Origin of the sequence: Bacteroides sp. OF03-11BH, assembly GCF_003604005.1 — a bacterium.
Classification (GTDB): Bacteria; Bacteroidota; Bacteroidia; order Bacteroidales; family Bacteroidaceae; genus Bacteroides; species Bacteroides ovatus.
Genome location: NZ_QTMW01000016.1, coordinates 36,821 through 49,802, shown reverse-complemented (window position 1 = coordinate 49,802; position 12,982 = coordinate 36,821). Strand labels below are relative to the sequence as shown.

At 39.5% G+C, this 12,982-nt stretch carries 7 protein-coding genes; 3 read left to right on the top strand and 4 right to left on the bottom strand.

Features of this window, described 5'->3' with window-relative positions:
• Positions 1–116: 116 nt before the first annotated feature.
• From DXA54_RS13680 to DXA54_RS13665, 4 genes are all read right to left on the bottom strand, one after another.
• Positions 117–2,141: a metallophosphoesterase gene (locus tag DXA54_RS13680; protein ID WP_120079748.1), complete on the bottom strand. Its 2,025-nt coding sequence runs from the start codon at positions 2,139–2,141 to the stop codon at positions 117–119.
• A 68-nt stretch (positions 2,142–2,209) separates the two neighbouring features.
• On the bottom strand, positions 2,210–3,304 hold the full coding sequence (locus DXA54_RS13675) for a glycoside hydrolase family 99-like domain-containing protein (RefSeq protein ID WP_032852583.1): 1,095 nt from the start codon (positions 3,302–3,304) through the stop codon (positions 2,210–2,212).
• A gap of 12 nt (positions 3,305–3,316) precedes the next feature.
• Positions 3,317–4,999: a SusD/RagB family nutrient-binding outer membrane lipoprotein gene (locus DXA54_RS13670; RefSeq protein ID WP_008646882.1), complete on the bottom strand. Its 1,683-nt coding sequence runs from the start codon at positions 4,997–4,999 to the stop codon at positions 3,317–3,319.
• A 12-nt stretch (positions 5,000–5,011) separates the two neighbouring features.
• On the bottom strand, positions 5,012–8,203 hold the full coding sequence (locus DXA54_RS13665; protein WP_120079746.1) for a SusC/RagA family TonB-linked outer membrane protein: 3,192 nt from the start codon (positions 8,201–8,203) through the stop codon (positions 5,012–5,014).
• Between the two features lie 231 nt (positions 8,204–8,434).
• Here DXA54_RS13665 and DXA54_RS13660 point away from each other — a divergent pair, with 231 nt between their 5' ends.
• The 3 genes from DXA54_RS13660 to DXA54_RS13650 are packed head-to-tail and all read left to right on the top strand — an operon-like array spanning position 8,435 to position 12,952.
• Positions 8,435–10,693: a GH92 family glycosyl hydrolase gene (locus tag DXA54_RS13660; RefSeq protein ID WP_008646884.1), complete on the top strand. Its 2,259-nt coding sequence runs from the start codon at positions 8,435–8,437 to the stop codon at positions 10,691–10,693.
• 6 nt (positions 10,694–10,699) lie between these two features.
• Complete coding sequence (locus DXA54_RS13655) at positions 10,700–11,803, top strand: metallophosphoesterase family protein (protein ID WP_008646890.1); 1,104 nt, start codon at positions 10,700–10,702, stop codon at positions 11,801–11,803.
• Between the two features lie 12 nt (positions 11,804–11,815).
• Positions 11,816–12,952, top strand: coding sequence for an alkaline phosphatase (locus DXA54_RS13650; protein ID WP_008646891.1), 1,137 nt, complete (start codon positions 11,816–11,818; stop codon positions 12,950–12,952).
• The last annotated feature ends 30 nt before the right edge of the window (positions 12,953–12,982 follow it).

Below are 12,982 nucleotides of genomic sequence, written 5' to 3'. Positions count from 1 at the left end.
AAAGCTTATTTGAAGCAAAGATATAAAAAATATGTTTTTTCAATCTTAGGATATTAAAATAATATAGTTACTCTGCACCAACAACGAAATATATCCGGCTATTATACTCCACATCCTTATCGAACCGGCATCCGGGATGAACGCAGTTCTCCTCTCAAATACTTAGCAGCTTCACCTGCCAGCCAAAGATAATGATCGGGTGCTTCTCCTTCATAAGTTATAAAAGAACTTTCACCCACCGGAGGTGTATTTGTACATTTAAAGAAAGCTGTCCCCTCATCTATCTCATCAAACATTGCCAAATAAAGGCTTTCTGCTCCTGCATCTACAGCCCCTTTCACCTGTTGCCAGAAGAAACGTCCCCCTAATCTCGGAATCATGTTTTGCGGAGCATCCTTTTTCATGTTATGCCAACTAAAGCCCGGAAACAACACCGGCATATAATCTTTACCATTCGCTTTGCACCACTTTATATCTTCCTCTATCGATTTACGATATGGCTCATACGTATGATTATCAAAACGTCCTACCAACCATGGATGAACAATATCCGCCTGTTTTACCAGTTCAAGCAATCGCGTATCAGAGACAGCATCTATCGTTAATGTCCGCCAATGAGTAGGTACACCTACCAATATGGAACAACCTTCACTCTTCAGGAAATCAATGATTTTCTTTACCTGCTCATATCCATATTTACGGCGATCATTAAACCCTATTCCCCAAACAGCAACTAACGGTTTACCATGATGATAAACATAATGATTGTTGTTCCGGGAAACTAGTTTATACTTCTCACACAGCTCTTTCCAGTCACGTATCAATATATCTTCTTCACCGGCTTCCATACCGGAAAGGTCATACATCAGGCAAATTGCCCGGTCATACTTTTCTGCCGAAAGAACAGCATTATTCAGTATTTTATTATAATTATCCTTCCCTTTCTGATTTCGTATAGAAACAACAAAACGTTGCATAAATACCCCATCAATTCCATATTGCTTCATCCATTTAAAATGCAGATCTGTAGTAGAAGCATCATACGAACTAAAAACCTTTACTGGTGTCTCATCAGGTAACTTAAAAGCCGTTTCATAGGTTTTCTCATATTCAGAAACATCCGGCCAAAGATCAATGGTACACTTGCCCGGTTTGAACTCTTTTTCTTTTTCAAAATGTTTCCAACCCAAACCAGCACCGTCTTCAGGAGTATTAAACCACCCCTGATACCCTGCCATCACTAAATTCCTTATTGATTTGAAACGGACACGACTCATCGACTCCGTCGTTTTTGTCGCCGGATCAGACATCACCACCTCTTTCGGAAACTGATTTAAGGCAATAAATTCACTGATAAACCGATCCGGATATACTTTCACAAGATTCATCCCTTGATACCCTGTCCCCAGCACCTTTCCTACCGGGCCTATCGTTATCATTTCCATATCGCCAACCTTTCCATAAGCATTGTTATGTAAATGCCCCACAAATATTGCGTTTACTCCATATTTCTGAAACAAACGCACATATTTCTCTCGCATAGGCAAAGAGAAATTCGAATAATTCACAGGTTCATCCATCCGCTTTAGAAAAACAGAGCAATGAGTAAAAACAAACTTGAATCTGGCATCCTTCGTTTTCTGTAATTCCTGTTCCAGCCACTTAAATTGAACTTCTTCCCTCTCCTTGTCCTCTTCTTTTATTATATTTGAATCAATACCTATAAATGCACAATCACCATACCTGAATGAAAAATGGGTTTCTCCGTAGTTTTTTTTATAATTATCTATAGAAGCCCGGCTGACCTTACCTATATCGTGATTTCCCGGAATCATATAAACCTTCACTGAAGGGTCTATTTGAGCAATCATCGACTTATAAGCAGCAATCTGTTCCTTACTCTTCGAATTATTTACAAAATCACCGGTTATCACCACAAACGGAGGTTTTAACTGATTTATAGCTGTCACAGCCTTATTCATAGCCTCTGTTTCTGCCGAAATACTCTTATTATTATCCATGAAGCCAAATTGGGGATCACTTAATTGCAAAAAGAAAAAGGGAGCAGAATCCGCAGCTATCCCATGAGATACAAAAACAGCCAGGAGAAAACAAACGACCGATATTATTTTCTTTCTCATAAATTATTTATTGTTATCACGAGATACGACGATCTGCCTGATGCATCGTATCCCGTTATTAATAACTATTACTTCTTAAATTGATTTCTGGTTATCTTCAGAAATTCAGATTTGTTTTCCTCCGTCGGTTCCAAATTCGTTCCTTTCTGGTAATTATTCCATGAATTGACTAACACAATGTTTTTACTTCCGATATTCCGTTTAGCTACATTACAGAAATTAATATAATCAGCAGTCTCTCCATCTTGCCCGAAAGTATATTTATAACTTGAAGTTGAATTGATACGGTCATTATAAGAAGGAAAGATACAAGGAACAAAGTCTGTATTCCATTTGGCTATTGTAGTCTTCCAATTGGCCCAATTCAAATCAACAAAACTGAAAAAGGCATAATAACGGTCGTACATATTCGTTGACCAATCGTTCACTGTCACTCCATCAAAAGAAGCAATCTGATGTTCCTCATAATTCACCGGAGCTACCCAACCGGTAGTAAATTCCCCAATCGTATAAAGATCATACCCCAATTCTGATACAGCCTTCTTTAATGCCGGGATGACCAAAGAATAATCAATACTCTTCAATGCAGAAGAAGAAAGGTTAGACGGAGTTATTAGAATAACCGGTCTTCCGTTCATTTTATAATAGGCCTCATCATTAAATAAAGGCACTAAAGTATTCGTAAAGTCATTGATCATCTTATTCAAATTCTCTTCCTCTTGAAGCGGTTTGTCATTAGATACTTTCAGATGTTTGGTGTTATAATTGATCACCAAGCGGACTTTTGCATTGGTTGCCGTACGTACAGACTTAAAGTTTGTAATCAATGTATTATCTGCTGAAGCAGCATCCCAAGTAACTATCAGAAAGTCCAAGGCAGCCTCATCCGCCCAAGCAAGCTGTTGCTGTAACACGCCACTGGTTGTAGACAAATATTCACCCAACAAAGGAGTACCGGCATATATTTTATTACCGGACTTTAACCAGCTGGAAGAGGAAGTTATATTGGTATAATAAGCACCGACTATCGCATCCACAGGTAAATCCGTCTGTGGTATATCATACACATATTTGCTCTTATCAGGAGCCAAATGATCGTCTTTATCACAAGATACAGCTAACAAAGCGATGAATCCGAGCAATATAATAGTTATCTTTTTCATATCCTTCATTTTTTAATTATTCGTCAAATAAGGGTTAGTCTTAGTGGGCAATGCAAACCATAACTTAGTCGACATTGCATCCTGTCCACCATCGAGATTGGCAATACCTTTCGTCAATTCATATTCATTGTTTGTTTTCTCGCTATCGGGATATACCAATCGCTGTGGAATATAAGCATAAGGATTATCCTTGGTACCGGCATTTACAGCGCCATATCCGGTTTCCGGCGAGAAATGCGGCGGGAATTCCAATACTTGGCTACGGCGAATCAGTGTCCACGCATCCAACGATTGATAAAACATAGCTATATATTGCTGCATGATAATCTGACGATAAATCGGATCTGGTTCATCAGAGGTAATAGCAGAAGATACAATGCCGATAAAATCTTTATAATAATCTTCACCTTCTTCTGTGACTGTGAGATCTGTCAATGTATTCCATTTAATTCCCGGAGTCTGAAGATAATTATTTACTTTTCCACCGTCTACGCCATATTGAGCCATTGAAGCGTTCACACCAGCATTGTAATAAGCCTCGGCTGTTTGCGAACCACTTCCCAAACCTTTATGAACCAATTCACTTTTCAACAGGCACACTTCTGCATAATTCATAATTACTTCTGCATAACTTTGCTCCGTGAATTTATCCTGTAATTGAGAGTAATCATCCGCCGTCTTTCCACTATGCGGATTGGGAGACAAGCTGACTCCCGAAGGCAAATTAGAAACTTTCGGTTGTCCCCAATAAGGTGCCCAATGGAAGTTATCAGGCATAGAAGCAGCATTGGCAGGAGTGAAAAATTTCTCCAACCGCGGATCAGCATAGGGAGCCATATACATCAGAATCGATTCGCCGGCAGAGTGAAGCTTATCCAAATTACTTTCACGGTTGATAACCAGATAATCATAAAAATAATTTCTTGTATCTGCGTTATCTCCCCATTGCAAAAGACAATTATCTTCATTACTTGTCATCAAGTTCTGTTCATTTTCCATAAGTTCATCAATCACTTCAGTCGCTTTCGAACGGTCAGCATTACAAATACGAACGGCCAAACGCAAACGTAGTGAATTGGCAAACTTCTTCCATTTCAATAAGTCGCTGGATTTCTGTCCTGAAGGAAAAATAGGGTCTGCTTTATAAACATCTCCATCCATCTTCAACCCGTCGGCACATGCTTTCAAATCATTCAGCATAGCATAATAAATATCCGATTCCTTATCGTAAGGCACTCTCTCGCCGGCATTAAAAGCCTGACTTTTAGGAATACCTCCCCAAATAGAAACTGCTTGTGAGAAAAGATAGTTTTCCCATATTTTAGCAATAAGTACACGATTGTGATATTGCTCGTCATTTTCCATTTGCGTTTGTATAAAGTGAACAGGAAAAATAGCATAATTATATACATTCTTCCAATATGAATCATTGGTTGAACCTTGATTTCCATACCGTTGTACCTGTCCACCGGCAGCTCCACCATAATAATGGCTATAGTTGGCCAACAACACTTTTTTCATGCTTCCGCAAAAAGCATTCAGCGTATAATAAGAACTCGTATTGAACAAATATTCAGGATTAATTTCATTAAGTTCATTGGGATTGGCATTGGCAGATTCAAAGTCATTCGTACACGAAACGAAAGAAATGGCCATTGCAGCAAAACCGGCTAATAATATTTTAATCTGTTTCATAATATTCTATCTTTAGAAGGTTAGTTTAATATCAAATCCGACAGAAGATACGGGCGGCATTCCTCCATATTCTATACCTTGAGCATTTCCTGATGAAGAAGAAGCCTCCGGATCTATGCCTTTAGGAGTATTTTGATGAAGAATAGCTAAATTACGTCCTACCACAGCCAGTCGTAGACCACTAATCGGCAATTTCTTTAGGATAGACTTCGGAAGACTGTAGGCAACAGAAAGTTCACGGAATTTAATATAGGAAGCATCAAATACAGATCTTTCATCATAGCTGGCATAGCGATTATTGGGCTTGACAAACAAGAGACAAGGCGTTCCGTCTTCAAAATAAGCGTCCGGATATTGATAACCGGAAGTTGCCTTTGCACTACTCTCACCATAAATCACATTACTCAAATAATATCCTTCACGTCCTTCGGCAGATTCGGCAACCACACCGGCTGTTGTCGCTCTATTCCATGTTCCCGAATAAAGAGTTCCTCCAATACGTGCATCAAACAGGAAACTAACTGTAAAATTCTGGATTCTGAAATTGCTTCCAAAACTTCCCGTCCATTTCGGCTCGGCACAGCCTAAATATTGCGTATTATCCGTTACCAATATTTTACCTGAAGAATCGACTAATTTACGTCCCTGGTCATCACGTTTCCAGGCACGTCCCCGAATGACTCCATAAGGCATACCTTCTTCCAACATGATACTGACATTGCTTGATTTCAATAATTGCACATTAGGATTTCCGTCCACTACCTTAATCACTTCCGACCGATTACGCGCCCAGTTGATATTCGCATTCCATTCAAACAATTTGGTCTTGACGGGAGTAGCAGACAACACAACTTCCCATCCTTGATTACGTACATGACCTGTATTCAAGAATTTAAAACTATAACCGCTAGGCACCGGCAAAGCGACTTTCGTTATCAAGTCATAGGCATCAGAACGATAATAAGTTACATCTACACCCAAACGATTATGGAAAAAGCGGAGATCAGCTCCAAGTTCCAAAGAACGGTTACGTTCCGGCAAAAGTTGATCATTATTTAAAGTTGTACTAATGGTTTGCAAAGGTGAACCATTATAAATGCTACCCAACTTATAGGTTTGATTAATCCGATATGGATCTGTGTCAGAACCGGCATAAGCAAAAGAAGCACGAATCTTACCGAACGACAAGATAGGTGATTTGATCTTAAATGCATCGGTAAAAATAAACGTAGCACCAAAAGAAGGATAAAAATAAGAGCAATTATCCAGTGGTAAAGTAGACGACCAGTCATTGCGGGCCGTTACATCTAAATAAACATAACTATTGTAACCTAATGACACCGAGCCGTAAGCAGAACGGATTATCTTCTTAGATTGCAGTTGAGTGGCACTAGGATACTCATTCGAGTTAGAAATATTCTTGAAATCAGGAACCAATATACTATTCACACTTTCCGTTCTTTTCTCCGAGTTGCGTTCATATCGGCTAATACCGGCAATGGCATTGACTGATATTTTATGAAATGTTTTATTATACATCAATAAAGCTTCAAAGTTAGTAGAAGTACTGTTATTAATCCAGTTCTTCATACCACCGTCCACATCACTACGTGCACCCAGATTAAAGAACTCCATTCCTTTCCACCAATAAGCATCCAGTCCGGCTTTACCTACCGCCTTCAAGCCCGGAAGTAATTTTACTTCCAGATTCATCGATCCGCTCACCCTGTCACGCGTGTCAGAGTTCGTATTTTCATAAATATTCCAATACGGATTATAACCACGTTCACCAATCGGAATCATTTCATTTCCATTTTCATCCTTATAATGTTTCAATACATCAATAGAAAGCGAACGAGGAAGAGTAACAAACGCATATATAGGATTCTTATCCGAACCATTCATATATTGACGGTTGTCTACCTTTTCATGTGAGTAAGTCATTTTAGAATCTAAAGTCATCCATTTAGTAATCGTATTCATCAACCGGAGATTGAATATATCTTTAAAGCTTTCATTGATACCGTGTACTACACTATTACCCTTACTTCTCGTATACGATACGCGATAATTATTCTTTTTCGAACCACCTTCCACAGCCAATGTATGCGTGTACCGATGGGCGGTTTCGTAGAAATCCTTCACATTGTCCGGATGTGAAGAATGAGTAGTAAGTACACCGTCATGTCCATAGATAACCTGATCCCACAAAGGTGCTCCCCAGCTACGCAATTTAGCACCTGCAGAAGAATTATAACCACTGAAATTCGGTAAATCTGTTGGCAACCTGTTACCATTAGGTTGAAGCGTCAATTTATGGTCAAGCAAATAAGAGTTCTCTCCTGTTCCCCAACCATTCTGATAATCTAAAAACTGGTTCACTTTTTCAAATTGAAAATTTCCGCTATAAGATACTTTTGTTTTTTCGAATGTTCTCGAACGTTTAGTTGTCACCAATACAACCCCCTGTGCTGCACGCGAACCATAAAGTGCAGCTGCATTCGGTCCCTTCAGGATTTCAATGCTTTCAATATCATCCGGATTGATATCCGCTACCGGATTACCAAGGTCGGTAGAACCTGTACCACCATCAACGGTCACACTTGTATCACCCGGTTCGTTTTCAATAATCATACCATCAATCACGAATACGGGCTGTGAGTTTTCAGTCAGTGAGCTTGTTCCGCGAATGACAATGCGCGCACTACCATTGCTCGTTCCCGGAGGAGTAATGGTAACCCCCGCCACCTTACCGGAAAGAGAAGATATCAGATTGCCACTACTATTTTCTGCCAAGGCTTCCGCATTTACACTCTGCCGTGAATAATTAAGACTCTTAGCTTCACGCGTCACTCCGAGAGCGGTAACAACCACTTCATCAAGAGCCTTCGCCGTGCTGGCCAAAGATACATTGATATGAGTCAAACCGGTAATTTTAGCCGTTTTCGTCTCCATTCCGACATACGAAAATTTCAATTCTTGACATCCATTAGGCACATTAAGTGTAAACATACCATTTATATCGGTAATTGTACCTACCGATTTAGCGTTCGTCTTACCATCCGGATCAACAGCTACCACCGTAGCTCCTATGATAGGCATTCCATCCGCAGCATCTGTCACTTTACCCGTTATACGCTTTCCTTGCGCATAACCCGATACACTTATTACTAAAAAGAATAAGAATAGGAAGTAGTTTTTCATAATACTTAATTATTAAATTAAAGAATACAGTATTGATTAATGCATTAAAGATGAACCAAAGATATTTTATGGTGATTAATATTAGATTAATATTCTCTTAATGACGGGACTTTACAAAAAAAATATTTGTAGAAGATAGATTTTAAGGTTACATTAAGTTTTCATTAATCAAACCATCCTATATTTACAGCAAATCTAATTAAAACCATCGAAAAATAAAAAAATCTGTTTATGTACAAGAGAAAATTCATTCCGTTAGTACTGTTAATGATTTTAATCGTCAATGGATGCAGCAACAAGCAAGAGGTAGTGTTAACTCCGGTTGACTATGTAAATCCTTATATGGGGAATATCAGCCATTTGTTAGTTCCTACTTACCCAACTGTCCATCTTCCCAATAGTATGCTCCGCATCTATCCGGAAAGAGCAGATTACACCTCTGATAAAATAAAAGGCTTACCGGTCATTGTCACCTCGCATCGGGGAAAGTCTGCATTCAGCCTGTCTTTCTATCAGGGAGCAGAGAGCGGATTACAACCGGTATATTACTATTGTTATGATAATGAAGTGATAAAACCCTATTCCTATTCTTCCTATTTTGAAGAAGAAGAGGTTTCCACTAAATTTGCTCCCTCCCACCAGGCAGGAATCTATGAACTAAGTTTCCGGAAAAACGATGCTCCATATTTAATACTTAGTACCACCAATGGTGAGCTTAAAACTACGGAGAATACCATTTCCGGTTATCAGAACATAGATCATCAAACCAAAGTATATGTTTATATGGAGACTTCCGCACTGCCGGAAAAAACGATGACTGTCAGCAAAGAAGAAATAAATCACAGCCACACTGCCATAAAAGGCAAGAACGTAGGTATCGCTCTCTTATATTCAACAGATATAAAAACAATCAAAGTTCGCTACGGCATTTCCTTCATTGATGAAAAGCAAGCAAAAGCCAACCTACAGCGGGAAATAAAAGATTATGATGTGGAAAACCAGATGAACATTGCCAAAAACATCTGGAACCAAACATTAAGTAAAATCAAAGTGGAAGGAATAGACGAAAATGCAAAAGCAATATTTTATACTTCCCTCTACCGGACTTACGAACGGATGATTTGCCTTTCGGAAGACAACCGCTATTACAGTGCTTTCGACAATAGTATCCACAAAGATTTTGTCCCATTTTATACCGACGATTGGATTTGGGACACGTATAGAGCAGTCCACCCCTTACGTGTCATCATCGAACCACAAATGGAAGCTGACATGATTCAGTCTTTTATCAGAATGGCACAGCAAATGGAACATAACTGGATGCCTACATTTCCTGAAGTGACGGGAGACAGCCGTAGAATGAATTCCAATCACGGTGTAGCCACTGTTATCGATTCATATATAAAAGGAATCCGTAACTTTGATTTATCAGCTGCTTACGAAGCCTGCAAACTTGGTATTACAGAAAAAACGTTAGCCCCGTGGTCAGGCATAAAGGGAGGTGAAATCACAAAATTCTATTGGGAAAACGGATATTTACCGGCATTGGCACCGGGAGAACAAGAAACAGCTGACGAAGTACACCCATTTGAAAAACGCCAACCGGTAGCCGTCACTCTAGGTACGTCTTACGATGAATGGTGCCTGGCACAAATAGCCAAACAACTTGGGTATGAGAAAGACTATAACTATTTTCTACAAGGGAGTAAAAACTATCGGAATATTTTCAATCCTGAAACAAAATTCTTCCATCCCAAAAATGCAAAAGGCGAATTCATAGAACCCTTTGATTATGCCACTGCCGGCGGATTAGGTGCTCGTGAAGCATACGGCGAGAATAACGGTTGGATATACCGATGGGATGTTCCCCATAATATTGCTGATTTAATTGAACTGATGGGAGGGAAAGAAGCATTCAGAAATAATCTTGAAACGATGTATAACACTCCATTGGGCGAAGCCAAATATGTATTTTATGCGCAATTACCGGATCATACGGGTAATGTAGGCCAATTTTCAATGGCTAATGAACCCAGTATGCACATTCCTTACCTGTACAACTATATAGGAGAACCCTGGAGAACTCAAAAAAGAGTAAGAACATTGCTCGATGAATGGTTTAGAAATGACCTGATGGGACTTCCGGGCGACGAAGATGGCGGAGGAATGTCAGCATTTGTAGTCTTCTCCATGCTAGGTTTCTATCCTATTACTCCTGGTTTGCCTATTTATGTCATCGGAACTCCTATGTTCGAAAGAGCAGTTATTGAAACAGGAGCCGGCAAATCATTCGAAGTCATTGCGCACAACTATTCGCCGACAAATAAATATATCCAATCAGCCAAATTAAATGGCAAAGATTGGAACCAGTCCTGGTTCGAACATAAAGAACTGATGAATGGCGGCAAACTGGAATTTACAATGGGAAACACTCCCAATAAGAATTGGGCGGCAGACAGTGTGCCCCCTTCTTTTGAAATGAATAAATAACAGAATATGAATAAAATATTATTTGTCCTTTTATCGCTTTTGACTTCTCTGCAATCATACTCCCAAGAGCAAAATGAAAAAGAAGTTTCATTTCTCTTGTTGGGAGATATACACTATGATTTATTGGAAGATCACGATATGGAATGGTTATCCACCAAACCGGATGATCTGCGCCAAGTTACCAAAGAATATTCAGTATTCACGAAAAATACATGGCCGGAATTCTCCCGGATAATCAGCGGGAAAGTTCAAAAACACCAGCCGTCAATAAAAGCCGTTCTGCAAATGGGGGACTTGTCAGAAGGATTGGCCGGTTCTCCACAAAAAGCAATACAGATGGCTAACAGTGCTTTTAAAGCTGTCAACAAAATGAATCTGAAAGTACCTTTCATTATGACTAAAGGTAATCATGATATCACAGGGCCAGGGGCTAAAGAAGCTTTTGAAAAAGTATACTTACCCAATATGGCAAGGTTGGCAGGACATCCATCCTTACAGTCAGCCAATTACACTACTACTCTTGATGATGTATTATTTGTGTGTTATGATCCATGGGATCGGAATCCGGAAAGGCTACAACAATTAGAAAAGTCACTAGCCGGTTCGAAGGCAACTTACAAGTTTGTCATGTTACACGAGCCTGTGATTCCGGTAAACGAAAGATGCTGGCATGTATTCCGACAAGATAATACCAAAAGGGAACAATTGCTGCAAATCATTGCCAGTCAACAAGCAATCGTGCTCTGTGCACATCTGCATCTATACTCCGTTATCTGTCGGGACACTCCTTGGGGACCTATCGTTCAGATTCTCGTCAACAGTGTCATCAAAGATAAAAATATACTGGTTCCAAAAAATGTAGTTACAGACTATAGTCCTGAATTTGTAACGGCACACCCACAATGGCAACCTTCTACTCTACAACAGCGTATGGAATGGATTGATAAAGAAACTCCCCATATCCGTTTTTTCAAACAAATGGATTTACCGGGCTACGGCATCCTTTCTATTGACAAAGAAAACAACCAGATGCAATTAGAATATTATGCCGCATTTGGAGAAAAGCCATACGATACAGTCAACATATCCGAATTACTTACTTCTAATTAAAACATATTAGCCATGAATGTAAAATTTAAAACTCACTTATTTATTCTCTCCTTATTCTTTTGCTATAATCTATCAGCACAAGAAATCGTCAAAGGAGATTTTAAGAACGAAAATCCACAAAGTTCGTATGTTCCTTCATTTGACATGGATGCTACCGACAAACCGGTGAAGAATGTCATCTTAATGATAGGTGACGGCATGGGACTGGCACATATCTGTTCAGGAATGTATGCCAATCAAGGACAGCTTACTATCACTAATTTAAAAACATGCGGTTTCGTCAGAACGCAATCTGCCAACAAATTTACAACAGATTCAGCTGCTTCCGGAACTGCTTACTCAACCGGAAAGAAAACTAAAAACGGAGCGCTCGGAATGGATGAAAATAACCAAGTTATTCCAAACTTACCGGAGAAGTTATCCGGCTATGGCTACATTTCAGGAATCGTTACCACTGACAATCTCGACGGAGCTACTCCTGCTGCTTTCTTTGCTCACCAACCGGAACGTGGAATGTCTAAAGAAATTTGGGCGGATCTTCCTAACAGTAAGCTGACATTCTTTTCTGCCGGTAGTTATGAACTATTTGAAAAACAAGCACCAAACGTGCAAAAGGAAATCAAAAAAGAGTTTACCATCATAGAAGAGCCGAATGACAAAGCTATCAAGAAATCTAAAAAACTGGGATACTTACCCACAAAGAGCAAAACAGCTTCTGTAAACGAAAACCGGGGAGATTTCCTTCCGTCTACCACCCAAATGGCTATTGACTATCTTTCGAGCAGGAGTACTAACGGTTTCTTCTTAATGGTAGAAGGTGCCCGAATAGATAAAAGTGCGCACAGCAATGATTATTCGGCTGTTGTCCGTGAAGTATTGGACTTTGACAAGGCGGTAGAAGCTGCTATCAGATTTGCAGAAAAAGATGGAAATACATTAGTGATTATTTCAGCTGATCATGAAACCGGAGCATTAGCTTTACGTGACGGAAACATAAAAGAAGGCAAAATGAAAGCAATGTTTGTATCTAAAGGACATACACCAATCATGGTTCCACTGTTTGCATACGGTCCACAATCCAAGCTTTTTGGTGGTGTTCAGGAAAACAGCGATGTAAGCAATAAAATATTCCAATTGCTCGCTAAATAAAATATAAAACAGATCTGTCATTCTTCCTTA

Bases quoted from the DNA above. Each gene is read 5' to 3' on its own strand.
- DXA54_RS13655 (WP_008646890.1), top strand. From the start codon at position 10,700: ATGAATAAAATATTATTTGTCCTTTTATCGCTTTTGACTTCTCTGCAA.
- DXA54_RS13670 (WP_008646882.1), bottom strand. From the start codon at position 4,999: ATGAAACAGATTAAAATATTATTAGCCGGTTTTGCTGCAATGGCCATT.
- DXA54_RS13660 (WP_008646884.1), top strand. From the start codon at position 8,435: ATGTACAAGAGAAAATTCATTCCGTTAGTACTGTTAATGATTTTAATC.
- DXA54_RS13650 (WP_008646891.1), top strand. From the start codon at position 11,816: ATGAATGTAAAATTTAAAACTCACTTATTTATTCTCTCCTTATTCTTT.
- DXA54_RS13680 (WP_120079748.1), bottom strand. From the start codon at position 2,141: ATGAGAAAGAAAATAATATCGGTCGTTTGTTTTCTCCTGGCTGTTTTT.
- DXA54_RS13665 (WP_120079746.1), bottom strand. From the start codon at position 8,203: ATGAAAAACTACTTCCTATTCTTATTCTTTTTAGTAATAAGTGTATCG.
- DXA54_RS13675 (WP_032852583.1), bottom strand. From the start codon at position 3,304: ATGAAAAAGATAACTATTATATTGCTCGGATTCATCGCTTTGTTAGCT.